The following is a 17,115-nucleotide window of genomic DNA, read 5'->3' as shown; positions in this document are numbered from 1 at the left end:
CCCACTATGCCAAACTTTGCACTGAAGGTCACCCGCCTCGGATTTTCGCTGCTGCAGTCGGTTTCGCCGCGTCTTGCGGGCAAGGCGGCATTCCGGCTGTTCTGCCTGACGCCGTCCGCGAAGCCAAAAGGTGCAAAGGCAAGGGCGGCGCATTCGGCTGGCCGGGCTTTCCTGCAATCGGCGGAACGGATCGAGCTTCGCCTCGCGGGAGGGCGGCGGGCGCATGCCTACCGGATCAACGGCGGCGCCATCGGAAGGCGCCAGCGTTACCTTGTGACGCATGGCTGGGGATCGAGCATGGAATACATGACCGATCTGATCGCCGCGCTCGCCGCAAGCGGCGCCGAGGTGATCGGCGTCGATTTTCCGGGCCACGGACGGGCAGGCGGACGCTTCCTGCATATGGGGCTTGCCGTCAAGACGATTGCCGCAGCCGAGGCACGGTTTGGGGCCTTCGACGCGGCTGTCGGCCATTCCTTCGGCGGCGCGGCGCTGATGGTCGCGGCAGCCGGCATGCTCCCTGAGGTCGACGCATTTTCGGCCGGAAAGATCGTCACGATCGGCTCGCCGAGCGAGATGAAATGGCTGTTTACCGGCTTCGGCAGAATGGTCGGGCTCGGAAGGACAGCACAGGCGGCGCTCGAGGATAAGGTGTATCGGCTGACAGGCCGGAAACTGGAGGATTTCGACGCGGGGAAGGCGGCTGCAACAATGGCGCGGCCGATGCTGGTGATCCACGCAGAAGACGACAAGGAAGTCAGCGCCAACCACGCGCGGCGCTACGCCGCCTCGGGCGGGAGGGTGCGGCTCTTCTGGGCCAATGGCTTTGGCCACCGGCGGATTGTCAGCGCTGAACCGGTGCTTTCGGAGGTCCAGCGTTTCCTTGCGGACGATTCCATCAAAAAAGATGCTGAGATCATTCCGCTTTTTGAGCTTCCGGGGAAGCGGGCGTCATTGTAGCGTCATCTTGGGCGGCTAGTGGCCGGTCGTTGACAAGGCGGCAGGACGATCATGAAAATCATCGGGACGGTTGAGGAACTCGACGAGATCTATGCGGGAGGCCTGACGCAGGCGTCCATTGCCAAGGTGACCAAGGTGCTGACGCCTATCTACCGCCAGATGATCGAAGCCTCGCCCTTCATGGCGCTGGCGACTGTCGGGCCGGAAGGGCTCGACTGCTCGCCGCGCGGCGACATTGGCGGCGTGGTGCGGGTGATCGACGAAAAGACGCTGCATCTGCCCGACTGGCGCGGCAACAATCGCGTCGATTCGCTTACGAACATCGTGCGCGATCCGCGTCTTGCCCTGATGTTTCTGGTGCCGGGTTCGAACACGACGATGCGCATCAACGGCCGCGGCGTTGTGTCGAACGATGAGGCGCTGCTCGAAAGCTTCGAGATGGACGGCAAGCATCCACGCACCGTGGTGGTGATCACCATCGACGAGGTTTATTTCCAGTGCGCCCGGGCACTGATGCGCGCGCAGCTTTGGAAACCGGAGAATTTCGTCGGTCCGGCGGCGCTGCCGACGCCCGGGCTCATGCTCAAGGCGGCGACCGAGGATTTCGATCACGAGACCTACGACCGGGAATGGGCTGGACGTGCGGCAAAGACGATGTGGTGAGGCTGCGTCACCGAATGGCGACGCTTACGACTTGTAGATCAGCCAGCTCTTGGTGAAATCTTTCTGCATACCATCCTGATAGAGGATGCAGCAGTTGCGCCCGGCATTCTTCGCGCCGTAAAGGGCGACGTCGCTCTTGTAGTAAAGCTCGCCCGGATCGTCGGCGTTCGATGCCATGCAGACACCCATGGAGACAGTCACGGGGCCGTAGTTCACGCGGGTGCGCGAATTCTTGAATGGGGTCGCCTCGAGCGTGCGGCGGATTCGCTCCGCCATGCTCATGACTTCCTCCGGCGTATTGCCGTCGACGATCAGCGCGAATTCCTCACCGCCGGTTCGGGCGACGAAGATATCGCGGCGGACATTGGCGCGGATAACGGAGGCGACGGTCGCGAGGATCTTGTCACCGACCGGATGACCGTAGGTGTCGTTGATCTTCTTGAAATTGTCGATGTCGGCAAGCACCAGCGCGGTGATGGGCTTCAGTGCCGGATTGTCGAAGACGGCGGCAAGGCGATCGTCGAAGGCGCGGCGGTTGGAAAGGCGCGTCAGCGAGTCGGTATTGGCGATGCGCTTGTATTCATCGAGCTCCTTACGGACCCGGTCCATCTCCTGCGAGCGCTGGGCGACGTTCTCGACGGTCCTTTCGCCATGCGCCATCGTATCGCCAGTCGCCTCGGTCAGAAGTGTGATGGCGTTTTCGATGAGTTCGACGCTGGCCGCGCTCTTGGAATTGATGCGCTTGCAGGTTTCGCCAAGCAGCTTGTTGTAGCTTTCGAGCGAGGTCTGCTCCTGGCGCAGCACGCGCAGGAGCCCTTCGAGCTCGGCGGCGAGGCGCGTGTGGGCATCGTCAAAAACGCGGGCGGGCGAATGGGTGAAGTGCTGCGCGCCGAGCGCGTCGAGTTCTTCCTGGGTCGCCTGGTTGCCAAGCGCGGCGAGATCGCGCGTCAGGGCGGGGTTGGAGCCGATATAAGCCTCATAGAAGAGCTCGTAGTTGCGCGGGATTGGCGCGACCCCCATCGAGCGCATGGCATAGGTGATCTGACCTGCCACGTCGGGAATCTGCGCCTTTGGCGCTGCAGCCGCAGTCATTCGGATCACTCCTCAATGAGATTTCGAAGCACTCATCTATTGATTAGCTTAAATTCGTTGGGAAAGGATTAAAGCGATATATACTAAAGATTAGATGTGAATATTGTGATTGTATGGCAAGGAAATACTAGAGAGTTGAAAATCAACACGAATCTGAATCTTCTTCACAATTTACGCATTTTGCCGCTGAAGACACCCACAAATTTTGCGGGAAGTTATGACGAATGTTCACTCTTCGTGTCTTCGATTTGTTGACACTCGGCGTCGAAAGCGTCTCTTTTGTAAACGATGCGCCGTTTCAGGTTCTTTCTGAAGCGCCGCAGGGCAAGTTCCCTCGCCCCGTTTACGGGGAAAGGGTTAGGGTGAGGGGCATTCCAGCACGAGTCCGCCAAGCCGCTCAGCCGAGATTGAGTTCCTGGAAGAAGTCGTTGCCCTTGTCGTCGATGACGATGAAAGCCGGGAAATCCACGACCTCGATCTTCCAGACGGCTTCCATGCCGAGTTCCGGATATTCCAGGACGTCGACTTGTCTGATGCAATCCTGCGCCAAGCGGGCGGCCGGACCGCCGATCGAGCCGAGATAGAAGCCGCCATGCGCCTTGCAGGCTTCGCGCACGACGCGGGAACGATTGCCCTTGGCAAGCATCACCATCGAGCCGCCGAAGGACTGGAACTGGTCGACATAACTGTCCATGCGCCCGGCGGTTGTCGGGCCGAAGGAGCCCGAGGCGTAGCCGGCGGGCGTCTTTGCCGGGCCGGCATAGTAGACCGGGTGATTTTTCATGTAGTCCGGCATGCCTTCGCCTTTTTCCAGGCGTTCGCGGATTTTGGCATGGGCGAGGTCGCGGGCGACGACGATCGTTCCCGTCAGCGACAGGCGGGTCTTCACCGGATGCTTGCCGAGTTCGGCGAGGATATTTGCCATCGGCTGGTTGAGGTCGATGCGGACCATCGATTCCGACAGCTTCGTCTCATCGATCTCCGGCATGTACCTGGACGGATCGGTTTCCAGCTGTTCGACGAAAATGCCGTCGCGGGTGATCCTGCCCCTGGCCTGACGGTCGGCGGAACAGGAGACGCCGAGGCCGATCGGCAGCGATGCGCCATGGCGGGGCAGGCGGATGACGCGCACGTCATGACAGAAATACTTGCCGCCGAACTGGGCGCCGACGCCCATCTGCTGCGTCAGCTTGTGGATTTCTTTTTCCATCTCGATATCGCGGAAGGCGTGGCCGCTTTCGGAGCCTTCTGCCGGCAGGCCGTCAAGGTAGCGCGTCGAGGCGAGCTTGACGGTCTTGAGGTTCATCTCGGCCGAGGTGCCGCCGATGACGATCGCCAGATGATAGGGGGGACAGGCTGCCGTCCCCAGCGTCAGGATCTTCTCCTTGAGGAAGTCGATCATCCGGTCATGCGTCAGAAGCGAGGGCGTTCCCTGATAGAGGAAGGTCTTGTTGGCGGAGCCACCGCCCTTCGCGACGAAGAGGAAGTCATAGGAATCGGTGCCTTCCTCGTAGATGTCGATCTGGGCGGGCAGGTTGTTTTTGGTGTTCTTCTCCTCAAACATGTTGAGAGGCGCGAGCTGTGAATAGCGCAGGTTCTTCTTCTCGTAAGCGTCCATCACGCCCTTTGCGAGTGCTGCGTAATCGCCGCCTTCGGTCCACACCCGGCGGCCCTTCTTGCCCATGATGATCGCCGTGCCGGTGTCCTGGCACATGGGAAGGATGCCGCCGGCAGCGATATTGGCGTTTTTCAGGAGGTCGTAGGCGACAAAACGGTCGTTGTCGGTTGCTTCCGGATCATCGAGGATCGCGGCGAGCTGCTTCAGATGACCGGGCCGCAGCAGGTGGTTGATATCGGCAAAGGCGGTTTCGGCGAGCAAGCGCATGCCTTCGGGCTCGACGGTCAATATCTCCTGGCCCTTGAAGCTGTCGACAGAGACATGGTCGCTGCTGATCTTGCGGTAGGGGGTGGTGTCCTTGCCGAGCGGGAAGAGATCGTCAGCCATCGAAGTGACCTTTCTTGAGAATTGGGCGGCGCGCAGTTTGGAACCGATCTAAATCCGGCGAGCGGCAAATGCAATCGGCAGCGATCATGAGGCCGCGCCTGCGCGACAAAAAGCCCGCCCGGCATGACCGGACGGGCCTCGATCCGATTAGGTCAGAAGCGATTAGAACGAACGCTGCAGGCGGAAGAAGCCCTTTACGCCGTCTTCATCTTCATCGCCGTTATCGTGGTCCTGGCTGATGTAGTTGACGGTCAGCTTCGTCGACAGGTTCTCGACGATCTTGTAGTCGAGCGTGACGCCAGCACGCCATTCGTTACCACCATCGAAGTCGCCATCTGCGTTGACATCAATGCTGTCCGTGTACTGGACAGCAGGTGTGATGGTGAACTTGTCGGTCGCCTTGACAGCATACTGAGCAGCGATGGCCCACTCGCCGTTCTTGTAGTAGTTGTTTGGCTTGTCGGCATAAAGACCTGCGAGGCCGAAAGTGCCCGGACCGATATCAGCGTACACGACGGCGCGGAGAGCGACTGCTTCCGCATCGACATCGTACGCAGCGAGAAGCTCTGCCTTGATGGCGCCGAACTTGCCACCGATAGCACCGTCGATACCGATGTTGTTGCCACCGTGTTCGATAAAGCTCGTCAGTTCTTCGACAGCGAGACCAGCATAGAAGTCGCCGGAGTCGTACTGGTAACGGATGGAGTTGAAGTTGGTGTTGTTGTTGATGGATTCAGTTTCACCGGAGAAGTCGGCATCCCACCAGTTGACGAACTTACCGACGCGGAAGCCAGCGATGTCGATGTAAGCTTGATCGATGACCGTGGAATTCTGGACGCTATCGCTAAGATTAGCAGGGCCGTTCGGACGGAAGTTCGCCTGATAGACGATAACGCCGGTGAGCGGACCATATTCGGTGTCGCTCTTGGCCGTAAAGGCTACCTGACCGCGGGTACGAGCGGACCAGTCTTCACCACCGTAAGTCTGGTCAGCAATATCGCCAGCAGACCAGTCAACCTGGAAGCGGATGTAACCCTGGATCTTGAGGCAGGTTTCCGTGCCCGGGATGTAGAAGTAGCCGGTGCCGTAAGCGTCGCAGACGCGAACGTATTCAACCGGCTCCGGCTCGGCAGCGACGATGGCGTCGGCAGCCTGGGCGCCGGAAACTGCTGCGAGAGCAGCAGCGGAGCCAAGAAGAAGGCTCTTGATGTTCATGGATAACCTCCAATGCGAGTTTCGAGAGGGGCTGGGATTTGCCAGCGGCATTCCCTCTCCCAGGCCCCTTGTTTATGAAACCGGCGTATGCCCCCGATTTCGGAGGCGTGCGTACAGGGCGAAAAACACGGCAAAATAAAAACTAAATTACATGAAGAACTTAAGTTCTAATGTTGCTGAAAAAGCACAATATTATTGATGAAAACGTCATACTGCTGTCGCAAATGCAACTTTTGATAAAGTTGTGATAAAGTATAGATTGCGAATTAGGGATATATTATTAAGAATATGATGATGATTTAATTGATAAATAGTACCAAGAGCGCGAAAAATATTTTGCGAGTCCAATGTCGAGCTGAGTTTTGATTTATATGTTCGTCATGTCGGCCGGCTAAGGCTTCGCGCGGGCAATCCCAGGCCCATGTCAGCCGATCAAAAGGCAAAAGGCTCGCGACTGACCTCTGCGAGCCTTTTTTTCGTGTTGTCGGTATCAGGGAATAGTCCGGCCGTTCTTGCCTGCCGTATCGATTTCGCAGCGTGAAGAGATTGCGTCCGTTACTTCGGGCCGATCATCTGTTCAGGGCGGACGATCTCGTCGTACTGTTCGGAGGTGACGAGCCCGCTTGCAAGCGCTTCTTCCTTCAAGGTCGTGCCGTTCTTGTGGGCCGTCTTGGCGATCTTGGCGGCGTTGTCGTAGCCGATCGTCGGGGCAAGCGCGGTGACGAGCATGAGCGAGCGTTCCAGCCCGGCCTTGATATTGTCTTCGCGGGCTTCGATGCCGACGACGCAGTTGTCGGTGAAGGAGATGGCGGCATCGCCGAGAAGCTGGACGGACTGCAGGAAGTTGTAGGCCATCATCGGGTTGTAGACATTGAGCTCGAAATGGCCCTGGCTGCCGGCGAAGGTAAGGGCGGCGTGATTGCCGAAGACGTGGGCGCAGACCTGCGTCAGCGCCTCGCATTGCGTCGGGTTGACCTTTCCGGGCATGATCGACGAGCCGGGTTCGTTTTCCGGCAGCGACAATTCGCCGAGGCCTGCGCGCGGACCGGAACCAAGCAGGCGGATGTCGTTGGCGATCTTGAAGAGGGCGGCTGCCGCGGCATTGATCGCGCCGTGGCTGAAAACCATACTGTCGTGCGAGGCGAGCGCCTCGAACTTGTTCGGCGCGGTGACGAACGGCATATCGGTAATCTTCGCAATCTCTCCGGCCACCTTTTCTGCAAAGCCGGCCGGCGCATTCAGCCCGGTGCCGACGGCAGTGCCGCCCTGCGCCAGCTCGCAAAGGCCGGGAAGCGTCATCTCGATGCGCTTGATGGCTGAACCGACCTGGGCTGCATAGCCGGAGAATTCCTGGCCGAGCGTCAGCGGCGTCGCATCCTGGGTATGCGTACGGCCGATCTTGATGATGTGGTTGAACTCGACGACCTTCATGTCGAGGGCAGCATGCAGGTGCCTGAGGGCCGGCAGCAAGTGACGGTCGATTTGCTCGGCGCAGGCGATGTGCATTGCAGTCGGGTAGGTATCGTTCGATGACTGGCTCATGTTGACGTGATCGTTCGGGTGCACCGGCTTCTTGGAGCCCATGACGCCGCCGAGCATTTCGATCGCCCGGTTGGAGATCACTTCGTTGGCATTCATGTTCGACTGGGTGCCCGAACCCGTCTGCCAGACGACAAGCGGGAAATGGTCGTTGAGCTTGCCGTCGATGACTTCTTGAGCGGCGTCGACGATCGCCTTGCCGATTGCCCTATCGAGCTGGTCGAGTTCCATGTTCACCCGCGCCGCCGCCTGCTTGACGATTCCCAGGGCGCGCACGATCGACAGCGGCTGCTTTTCCCAACCGATCTTGAAGTTGCCAAGTGAACGCTGCGCCTGGGCGCCCCAGTATCGGTCGCTCGCCACGTCGATCGGGCCAAAGGTGTCTGTTTCGGTACGGGTCGAGGTCATAGCCATGCCTTCCTGTCGCATGCGCCGGAGCGCGTTCGTTTCAGGCCGGTCTTATAGGTCCGAACGCCTTCCAAGAAAACCGGGACGGAGACGAAATATGAAAGCAGTATTCATGTTTTAGGGGTGTTCTTCGTGGTTTTTGGGACACGCTTGAAACTTTATGCCTCGAGGGCGCGTTTGACCACTGTGGCGACCGCGCGAAATTCGGTAAAAAATTAACTAATAATTTCATAATTTTGTGTGAACTGCTTGCCGGCGGCACGCTTTGACGGCGTCACACAAGTTGTGCCGGTGCTTCTGGCGTTCGGAGCCGGTTTCTGCCAATGGACCGGGAAAGCCAGACTATATGAATTTTGAAATGGTTGGGCTTGGCCCATACCAAGGACAGCGTGATACTGGGACTGGAAAAAGCATGACATCGTTTTTCAAGGGTGCGGTCTCCGCACTGGCACTTTCCTGCGGATTTGCGGCGATGGCCACGCCGGCACACGCCTATACGCTGATGGACATGATTCGCGGCGACCGCGGGCGGACCCCGATCATCAATCCGGTCAATCCGGGCCAGTTCGGCGAGATGCCGGCCATGCCGCTGCCGAAGGTCAGCGGTCCGCGCTACTACACCTACAAGCCGGATGCGATGCGCTTCGTCGATATCGCCAAGTTTACCGAGCCGACGGTGACGGGGGCGATCGCGTCTGCATCCGGTGAAACGGTCATGGCGCCGGCGGGCGTCGAACGCCGGTTCCTCGCCGAAGCGAAGGTTCGCGCAGACGTAAATGTCGCAAAGACGCTCGAAGCCTATTACGGCGGCTCAAAGAACCCCTTCGTCTGGTTGGCGGGCACCGAGATCAACGATCGCGCCAAGGCGGCGATGACCTTCCTCGCTAGCGTCGATTCGGTCGGCCTGGATCCGGCCGACTACGCCGTCGACCTGCCGGTTGTCGATCCGGCCAATCCGGATCCGGCTGGCCGCGACCGCGCGCTTGCGCAATTCGAGCTGCAGCTTTCCGCGAAGGTGCTCGCTTATGTTCAAGACACGGTGCGTGGACGCATCGATCCGAATAGGATTTCGGGCTACCACGATTTTAGACGCAAGCAAGTCAACCTCGATCCGGTTCTGAAGCTGTCGCGCATGAGCCCCGATATCGGCGCCTATCTGACCAGCCGCACGCCGGACGGCCCGCAGTTCGCAGCGCTCAAGGCCGAACTCGCCAAGCTCAAGGCCGAGACGGCGGGCGAAGGGCCGATCGCCATCTCGCTCGATCGGCTACTGCGGCCGGGCGACAGTTCGCCGGAAGTCGCCAATATCGTCAAGGCGATCGGCAGGAACGGCTCGGAAGCGCTGAAGGCAGAGCACGCGGCGACATTGGCGGCTTACAGCGGTGGTTTCGATTATTCGCCGGAGCTGGTTTCGCTGGTCGAGGATTTCCAGAAGGAACATAACCTGAAGCCAGACGGCGTGATCGGCCAAGCGACCGTTCGTATCATGACCGGCGGCGACAGCAACACTTCGAAGATTAAGAAGCTCATCGTCGCCATGGAGCAGGCGCGCTGGCTGCCGGAAGATCTCGGCTCGCGTTACGTCTTCATCAACCAGCCGGCCTTCATGGTCTATTACCACAACGACAACAAGGAACAGTTGTCTATGCGCGTCGTGGTCGGCCAGAAGTCCAACCAGACCTATTTTTTCCAGGACGAGATCGAGACCGTCGAGTTCAATCCGTTCTGGGGCGTTCCGCAGTCGATCATCATCAACGAGATGCTGCCGAAGCTGCGCGCCGATCCGGACTATCTCGACCGCCTCGGCTATGAAGTCGCGATCAACGGCCACGCGGTTCCGTCTTCCAGCGTCGACTGGTACGGCTCGACCTCCAATGTCTCCGTGCGCCAGCCGCCGAGTGGCGACAATGCGCTAGGCGAACTGAAGATCTTGTTCCCGAACAGCCATGCGATCTACATGCATGACACGCCTTCGAAGAGTTTCTTCAAGCGCGACATGCGGGCGCTGAGCCATGGCTGCGTGCGTCTTGCCGATCCGCGCGCGATGGCTGCCGCCGTGCTCAACACGAGCGTGGCTGATGTGGCGAAGCAGATCGCCGCAGGCCAGAACAAGGCCGTCTCCGTGCCACAGAAGGTGCCGGTCTACGTGTCCTACTTCACCGCCTGGCCGAACAAGGACGGCGCCGTCGAGTATTTCGATGATGTCTACGGCCGCGATGCCTACGTCGAGAAGGCATTCGAGGCGACGACGAAGGCACGCGACGCTCAGATCTGAGCGGCTTCGTTCCGGAATGAGGAGAGGGCGGCTTTTTGAGGCCGCTTTTTCTTTTTGGTTTGAACGTTCGAAAGTTCGGCGTTATGGCCGCGAGCGGCGGCTTATTTGCCGCCCAACGCGACATTGTCGTAGCGTATTGGGGTCAGGCGTGACGGGAGCGGTGTGCCGGCAGTAACCCCGATACCCACGGCACCGGCGCGCGATGTCGAGGTAAACCAGCACCGTCCCGTCCAGGGAATGACGAATATTCATTGCCTCGGAGCGAGGCCATCAAGCAGGAAGTCGAGGCCTTTCCGGAAAGCGCCGTCCCAATCGTTATCCAACAGCAGACGAGAGCGTTCGATTGTCGGGTAGTGTTCGCTGAGACGTGTAAGGCGCTGCTGCGCGGCGGCCCTGTCGTCGTCCGAGAGGTCGAAGCTCGCCCGGGTGATGGTGGCACCCATCACATAGTTCCAGAGCGACCATATCGCGACGTTCAAATCTGCGTCCGCTACACCGGCCCTGGACAAGGTCTTGCTCAGCAGTTCCAGGCGACTGAGGATGTTCGGGCCGAGCGCCCGGCACGGCAACAGCGATGCCGACCAAGGATGGCGCAGCATGCTGGCACGCCAGTCTTCGAGCATATGAACGACGTCCCCGCGCCAGCTTGGAGACTCAACGATTTGCGGCGGACCGCGATATTCGAGAACCGAGTCGAGCGCCAGATCAAAGACCTCCTCCTTGTTGGCGACATGCCAATATAGGCTCATCACGCCAGAGCCGAGGCGATCGGCCAGCCGGCGCATCTTCAATCCGTCGACTCCCTGAGCGTCCAGCAGTTCTACCGCAGTCGCCACGATACGTTCCAGAGACAGAGGCTGTTCGCTGCCCAGTTCCTGCACGGGCGGGATTGACACGCCTATCCGCTGAGACTGTTTACTCTGCGCGCCGCTACCTTTGGCTGCCATTCGTCGTCTTCCCTGCTGATCAGAACGTCGATTTGAGCCGGCAATGCGGCGAACGTCGATCCTGCCCGATTGACTCGTACGGCGTACGATGCGATTGAATTCGTACGCCGTACGAGTCAATCATATAGGCGATGGGTTAAAGTTCAATCCTGCCGGCCGCGAGGGCAGTCCGCAGAGCTAAGAGAAAATCATGTCACGCGCAATCAAGCATCTGCTTACCGGAGGGCTAATCATAATGACCATGGGAGTTCAAACTGCGGCGACAGCGAATGAGAATGATCTCAAGCTGACCATCGTCAATCCGAAAGGCCTCTATAATCCGGCCCCGAACGGCTACAGTCACGCCGTGATCGCTTCCGGCGGAAATCGGATTGCCTACATTGCTGGCCAAGGCGGAGAAGACAGCACCGGGACGCTGTCGCCCGATTTCGCGGTCCAAGTGGAACAGGCATATGCGAACCTGCGCACCGCGCTTGAGGGGGTCGGTGCGAAACCGAATCAGGTCGTCAAGCTCACGGTCTTGGTGGTAGACCATGACCAATCCAAGCTCGGGGTGCTGACCAAGCACGTCAAGGAAACGTTCGGCGAGGCGCTGCCGGCACAGACATTGATCCCCGTGCCCAGACTGGCGCTCGACGGCATGCTGTTCGAGGTCGAAGCAGTCGTCGTGCTGGACTAGCGACGACCGATCAGGCGCGATTGCCAACTGCGATAACGGGTTCCGATGGGCGTACATGAGGGAACGCCGCCGGGCAAACATGCAACAATGTTCGCTCGTGACGCCAAGCTGCCTCTAACGATCGGCGCGCTGGTGGCAGTGACTTTGGAGTGGTCCGTCGCTTCAGCGAGAAACGGCCACCGCGTTCGACCGCGCATAATCGCGGATGACCGTTTCGACGAGGTCGGGCGTCAGTTCGTCGTAATGCAGGATGATCCGGTCCGGCCCCAGCGTTTCGACAGGCACGTCGGAATAACCGAAGGGGACGGCGATCGAGGGGACGTTGGCGTTTCTCGCGACGGCGATGTCGTTGAGGCTGTCGCCGATCATGATGCTGCGCGCCGGCGTTCCGCCGGCGCGTTCGATCGTGCCGGTCAGGTGCTGCGCATCGGGCTTGCGGACGGCGAAGGTGTCGCCGCCGGTGATGGCGTCGAAGTAACTGGTGAGGCGGAGTTTTCGCAGAAGCGTCAGCGCAAGCGATTCCAGCTTGTTGGTGCAGACGGCGAGCTTATACCCCTTGATTTTTAGGGTATCCATTGCGGCAACCAGGCCGGGATAGGGCTGCGTCTGACCGGGCATCGTGTCGGTATAATGGGCGATGAAGCGTTCCAGTAGCGGCGGCAGTTCGATCTCAGACAGCGGATGACCGCGCAGTTTGCAGGCGCGCTCGATCATCACTTTGGCGCCGTGTCCGACGAGGTGGGTCAGATCGGCATAGGTGACGGGCGCGAGATCGAGCGCGGCGATCGTGAAATTCAGGCTTTCGACGAGATCGGCATGGGTATCGAGCAGTGTGCCGTCGAGATCGAATACGACAAGAGCAGGGGTCAAGGAAATCGCCTCTTCATGAAATTCGGTCTGCCCGCAGTAGGTGATGGGCATTGAAAAAGCAACGCCAAGACTATGGCCGCAACGCCGCAGCGCGATGCTTTCGCATTTCGGTTTCCTGCTATTATTTTGGCTTTCGTTTGCCATACGAGCCGTGTAAACAGCACATCCAACGAAACAATGGGAGAAGGCGGCGCATGGACGCCCGCGAAATGAAGATCAAGGCTGCCGAGGCGGCACTCGCCCATGTCGAGAGCGGAATGCGCCTCGGGATCGGGACGGGAAGTACGGCGGAGGAATTCGTCCGCCTGCTTGCTGAGAAGGTTGCGGGCGGCCTCAAGGTCGAGGGAGTTCCGACGTCGGAGCGCACGGCGCGGCTTTGCGTCGAGCTCGGCGTGCCGCTGAAATCGCTCGACGAACTTCCCGAACTCGACCTGACGGTCGACGGCGCCGACGAGGTCGATGCGGCGCTGCGCCTGGTCAAGGGCGGCGGCGGGGCATTGCTGCGCGAAAAGATCGTCGCGGCGGCTTCGGACCGCGTGATCGTGATTGCCGACGAAACGAAGCTGGTCGAGACGCTCGGCCGCTTTCCGCTGCCGATCGAAGTCAATCCCTTCGGCCTCGTATCCACGCGCATCGCGATCGAAAGGAAGGCCACAAAGCTCGGCCTTACGGGCAGCCTGACGCTGCGCCAATCCGGTGACGGAGAGTTTACGACGGACGGCGGCCACTACATCATCGACGCATCTTTTGGCCGCATTCCTGATGCAGAGGCGCTTTCGGGCGAGCTGAATTCGATACCCGGCGTCGTCGAGCACGGGCTTTTTCTCAATATGGCGTCACTTGCGATCATCGCCGGTCCAGCGGGTGCGCGCACGCTGCAGGCGAACAGATAACAGGAGCATTGAAACTCATGAAGAAATTTGCAGGTCTTGGCCGTTTTGCCGCCGCGACGGTTATTCTCTCCGGCATCGCTTTCGGCTCGGCTGCGCAGGCGCAGGAAATTTCCGACGAGCAGATGAAGGCCGCGCGCGCAGCCGTGGCCGCGATCGGCGCAACGGCGCAGTTCGACAACATCTTGCCGGGCCTCGCCGAACGCCTGAAGGCCGGCCTCATCCAGGATTCGCCGAACTACGAGGACGTGATCAGCGCCACCGTCGACGCGCAGGCGCTTGCGCTTGCACCGCGCCGCGCCGATCTCGAGAAGGAAGCGGCAACGAACTATGCGAAGGCTTTCACGCTTGAAGAGCTGAAGGCCATCGCCGACTTCTACAGCTCGCCTGTCGGCAAGAAGCTTCTGACGGACGGCCCCATCGCATCGCGCGAGACGAACAGGGCGGCCGATATCTGGGCGCAGGGCATCGCCCGCGATCTCCAGAAGAACGCCAGCACCGAGCTCAGCAAAGTCATCAAGGTCGAGCCGGCACCGCAAAGCGCGCCCGCGGGCGAACAGCCGCCTGCCAATACGCCGGCTCCGGCTGCAAAGCCCTGATACGGCCGACATAATTGCAAGAGCCCGGCATCGTCCGGGCTTTTGTTTTTGCAGGCACAGATACTATATCCATCGAACCATTCCCGCCGATTCCTACCGGAGCATCCGTCCATGTCTTCCTATGATTACGACCTCTTCGTCATTGGCGGCGGCTCGGGGGGCGTCAGAAGCGCGCGCGTTGCCGCGTCACTCGGCAAGAAGGTGGCGATCGCCGAGGAATACCGCTACGGCGGCACCTGCGTCATCCGCGGCTGCGTGCCGAAGAAGCTGTTCGTCTATGCGTCGCAGTATCACGAACATTTCGAGGATGCTGCCGGGTTTGGCTGGACGGTTGGGGAAAGCGCTTTCGACTGGAAGAAGCTGATCGCCGCCAAGGACGCCGAAATCGCGCGGTTGGAGGGGCTCTACAAGAAGGGGCTTTCCGGCGCCAATGCGGAAATTCTCGAGACGCGCGCCGAACTTGTCGATGCGCACACGATCCGGCTGGTGAAGACCGGGAAGATTGTCACGGCGAAGACGATCGTGATTGCGACCGGCGGCCGGCCGAACCCGCATGCGGCGCTACCAGGGCACGAGCTTTGCATTTCTTCCAACGAGGCCTTCCATCTCGAAGAGCTCCCGAAGGCGATCGTGATTGCGGGCGGCGGCTATATCGCCGTGGAATTCGCCAATATCTTTCATGGACTGGGCGTCGAGACGACGCTGGTCTATCGCGGTGCCGAAATCCTCTCGCGCTTCGACCAGGATCTGCGCCGCGGCCTGCATGAGGCGATGGTCGCCAAGGGCATCCGTATCCTCTGCCACGACACGCTGGAAATGGTGTCGAAGGGCGCAGACGGGCTTGTCATCGAGACGTTGAACAACGGTACGCTAAATGCCGGGGTCGTACTGCTGGCGCTCGGGCGCGATCCGAATACCGAAGGCCTCGGGTTTGAGGCGGCCGGCGTGAAGACGAACGAGCGCGGTGCGATCATGGTCGACGAATATTCTCGGACGAGCGCCGAAAACATCTATGCGCTCGGCGATGTCACCGACAGGGTACAGCTGACACCGGTCGCTATCCACGAAGCGATGTGCTTCATCGAGACGGAATACAAGAACAATCCGACGAAGCCGGATCACGAGATGATCGCAACGGCTGTCTTTTCCCAACCCGAGATCGGCACGGTCGGCCTTTCGGAAGAGGAGGCGGCGAAACGCTACAGGGAGCTCGAAGTCTATCGCGCGCAGTTCCGGCCGCTCAAGGCGACGCTTTCCGGTCGGGCTGAAAAGATGCTTATGAAGCTGATCGTCGATGCCGAAAGCCGCAAAGTCGTCGGCGCTCATATCCTCGGACACGACGCAGGCGAGATGGCGCAGATCCTCGGCATCACGCTGAAAGCCGGATGCACCAAGGAAGATTTCGACCGCACCATGGCCGTGCACCCGACGGCGGCGGAAGAACTCGTCACCATGTATGTGCCGAGCTATCGCATTCGCGATGGGAAGCGCGTTTAGCGCCTGCCGTCAGCTTGTGAGACGCGGTATGCGGATGACCTTCAGGAAGAGCGCTTTCATGGCCTCGGCAATGCCCTCGGTCGGCGTCACCTCGAAATAGAGGCCGGGCGTGGCGCATGCCGCCATTTTCGTCGGAATTTGACTTTGGAACGGTCTGATCCACCTTTTGTACCAGTCGTTGCTCGGCAGTGGCAAATAGGTGGTGTAGAGCACGGCGATCTTGACGCCGCGATCCTTCAGCGGCTTGCAGAAGGATGTATCGATCGGCTCCTGGCAACGCCCCCCGGTTGTCTCTTTCGTGCAGGTCGAGGGTTTGTAGCTGTCACCGACGCCATCGGAGACAAAGAAGAGAATCTGTTGCCGGTCGGTATTCGACGTGCCGTTGCCGGCAGGGTCGATGATGTTCTCCATCTGCGTCAGGGCATTGTCGAAGCTCGTCAACTGATCACTGTTGTAATTCTGCTTCGGAATGGTCATCAGATCGACGGCATTGGTATATTCTTTCACCTTCTCGAAATTGTTGATCGGCTCCGATATCGTCGTGAGCTTTGGGTCTTCAGCTTTCGCACCAAAGGTATAGACGCCCATGCGGAACCTATCGCTGCCAAGGCTCTCACTTTTGGCGGTGTCGGTTAATGCCTGCGTGGCCTTGCGAACTACGTCGATACGCATGCTAATGCCGTTGGCTTTCGCAATCGTGTAGTTGTTCGGCGACTTATCCATCTGATGACAGGCGAAAGCGCAGCCACCAGTCTTGGTCTCAAGCCTGGAAACGTCGCTTGCGGTGGCCCCGACGCCCATGGAGGGCGTGTTGTCGAGCAGGATGTAGAAATCCATGAACGAAGCGGTCTGATATTCCGCGGTCGCCGTGCCTGAAATCGCAATGCTGCTCTTGCCGAGGAGTTGCATGAAGGCAGTCGGCACAGTGGCGCTAAAAGCTACCGTTGACGTCAGTTTGTTGGCGGTCTTCGCGACGTCGATGTCGAGGTCGACGGGGATGCCCGAAAGCTCTCCGGACATCTGGGCGAAAAAGAGCTTTTGCGCATCGCTCTTGCCGAGCGATATGCTGCCGTCGCCCGTCATCGCCATGGCCGCAGTCACAGCATCCGATTTTTCCGAGACCGAACCCACGGCCGCTGCGTCCGCTGCCGCATAAAGCTGCGTCCTGAGGCTGAGCGCGTGGGCGAAGTCGATCGCCATGCCGGCGGAGCCGAGGAGCGGCACGGCCAGCAATGCGGTCATGATTCCAAAATTTCCCGAACGATCGGCCGCAAGGCGGCGCGCCAGCTTCTTCATACCATTCCCCAGGATCGGGCCGATCATCGGCGAAGGCAAAGCGCGCTCTTCATGGCGGGCAGTTTCAAAATCGGGTTTGACACAAATTGCTAAATTACCCCCCAATTTTCATGGTATATTTAATGTAAATCGGAGGGCGGGATTGAAGGTGCGACAAGGGCTTCCCTTATGAGCGCGGCA

The 17,115-nt window shown here is 59.6% G+C and carries 14 protein-coding genes; 7 read left to right on the top strand and 7 right to left on the bottom strand.

The window, feature by feature from the left end:
- Positions 1–6: 6 nt before the first annotated feature.
- Together BN1800_RS24460 and BN1800_RS24455 are read left to right on the top strand one after the other, a co-directional pair.
- Positions 7–960: an alpha/beta hydrolase gene (locus BN1800_RS24460; RefSeq protein ID WP_087001528.1), complete on the top strand. Its 954-nt coding sequence runs from the start codon at positions 7–9 to the stop codon at positions 958–960.
- Between the two features lie 51 nt (positions 961–1,011).
- Positions 1,012–1,623: a pyridoxamine 5'-phosphate oxidase family protein gene (locus tag BN1800_RS24455; RefSeq protein ID WP_087001527.1), complete on the top strand. Its 612-nt coding sequence runs from the start codon at positions 1,012–1,014 to the stop codon at positions 1,621–1,623.
- A 24-nt stretch (positions 1,624–1,647) separates the two neighbouring features.
- Here the strand turns inward: BN1800_RS24455 and BN1800_RS24450 are convergent, their stop codons facing one another.
- From BN1800_RS24450 to fumC, 4 genes are all read right to left on the bottom strand, one after another.
- The gene (locus BN1800_RS24450) at positions 1,648–2,715 is read right to left on the bottom strand and encodes a GGDEF domain-containing protein (protein WP_027511848.1); all 1,068 of its coding nucleotides are present in this window, start codon (positions 2,713–2,715) and stop codon (positions 1,648–1,650) included.
- A 397-nt stretch (positions 2,716–3,112) separates the two neighbouring features.
- Positions 3,113–4,720 (bottom strand): fumarate hydratase, encoded by a 1,608-nt coding sequence (locus BN1800_RS24445; protein WP_027511847.1) that lies wholly within the window; start codon positions 4,718–4,720, stop codon positions 3,113–3,115.
- A gap of 162 nt (positions 4,721–4,882) precedes the next feature.
- Positions 4,883–5,935, bottom strand: a complete 1,053-nt coding sequence (locus BN1800_RS24440; RefSeq protein WP_027511846.1) for a porin — start codon at positions 5,933–5,935, stop codon at positions 4,883–4,885.
- Positions 5,936–6,490: 555 nt separating this feature from the next.
- Positions 6,491–7,882, bottom strand: a complete 1,392-nt coding sequence (fumC, locus tag BN1800_RS24435) for a class II fumarate hydratase (RefSeq protein ID WP_087001526.1) — start codon at positions 7,880–7,882, stop codon at positions 6,491–6,493.
- 412 nt (positions 7,883–8,294) lie between these two features.
- On the opposite strand from fumC, the gene BN1800_RS24430 reads away from it, so the two are divergent.
- Positions 8,295–10,157: a L,D-transpeptidase family protein gene (locus tag BN1800_RS24430; RefSeq protein WP_087001525.1), complete on the top strand. Its 1,863-nt coding sequence runs from the start codon at positions 8,295–8,297 to the stop codon at positions 10,155–10,157.
- 248 nt (positions 10,158–10,405) lie between these two features.
- Here BN1800_RS24430 and BN1800_RS24425 read toward each other — a convergent pair whose 3' ends face one another.
- Positions 10,406–11,104, bottom strand: coding sequence for a TetR/AcrR family transcriptional regulator (locus BN1800_RS24425; RefSeq protein WP_087001524.1), 699 nt, complete (start codon positions 11,102–11,104; stop codon positions 10,406–10,408).
- 190 nt (positions 11,105–11,294) lie between these two features.
- Here BN1800_RS24425 and BN1800_RS24420 point away from each other — a divergent pair, with 190 nt between their 5' ends.
- Complete coding sequence (locus BN1800_RS24420; protein ID WP_087001523.1) at positions 11,295–11,783, top strand: RidA family protein; 489 nt, start codon at positions 11,295–11,297, stop codon at positions 11,781–11,783.
- A 162-nt stretch (positions 11,784–11,945) separates the two neighbouring features.
- Here BN1800_RS24420 and BN1800_RS24415 read toward each other — a convergent pair whose 3' ends face one another.
- The gene (locus BN1800_RS24415; RefSeq protein WP_087001571.1) at positions 11,946–12,704 is read right to left on the bottom strand and encodes an HAD family hydrolase; all 759 of its coding nucleotides are present in this window, start codon (positions 12,702–12,704) and stop codon (positions 11,946–11,948) included.
- A 143-nt stretch (positions 12,705–12,847) separates the two neighbouring features.
- Here BN1800_RS24415 and rpiA point away from each other — a divergent pair, with 143 nt between their 5' ends.
- The 3 genes from rpiA (at position 12,848) to gor (ending at position 15,639) form a co-directional block, all read left to right on the top strand.
- On the top strand, positions 12,848–13,546 hold the full coding sequence (gene rpiA / locus BN1800_RS24410) for a ribose-5-phosphate isomerase RpiA (protein WP_087001522.1): 699 nt from the start codon (positions 12,848–12,850) through the stop codon (positions 13,544–13,546).
- Between the two features lie 17 nt (positions 13,547–13,563).
- Positions 13,564–14,142 carry a DUF2059 domain-containing protein gene (locus BN1800_RS24405; protein WP_087001521.1) on the top strand — a complete coding sequence of 193 codons (579 nt, stop codon included), beginning with the start codon at positions 13,564–13,566 and terminating at the stop codon, positions 14,140–14,142.
- Positions 14,143–14,253: 111 nt separating this feature from the next.
- Positions 14,254–15,639 (top strand): glutathione-disulfide reductase, encoded by a 1,386-nt coding sequence (gor, locus tag BN1800_RS24400; protein ID WP_087001520.1) that lies wholly within the window; start codon positions 14,254–14,256, stop codon positions 15,637–15,639.
- A gap of 9 nt (positions 15,640–15,648) precedes the next feature.
- Here the strand turns inward: gor and BN1800_RS24395 are convergent, their stop codons facing one another.
- Positions 15,649–16,935, bottom strand: coding sequence for a VWA domain-containing protein (locus BN1800_RS24395; protein WP_087001570.1), 1,287 nt, complete (start codon positions 16,933–16,935; stop codon positions 15,649–15,651).
- Between the last annotated feature and the right edge of the window lie 180 nt (positions 16,936–17,115).

This window comes from Rhizobium sullae, from assembly GCF_900169785.1.
In the GTDB taxonomy this organism is placed as follows: domain Bacteria; phylum Pseudomonadota; class Alphaproteobacteria; order Rhizobiales; family Rhizobiaceae; genus Rhizobium; species Rhizobium sullae.
Note: the sequence above shows the minus strand (reverse complement) of the source record. Positions and strands in the feature narration are given on the sequence as shown.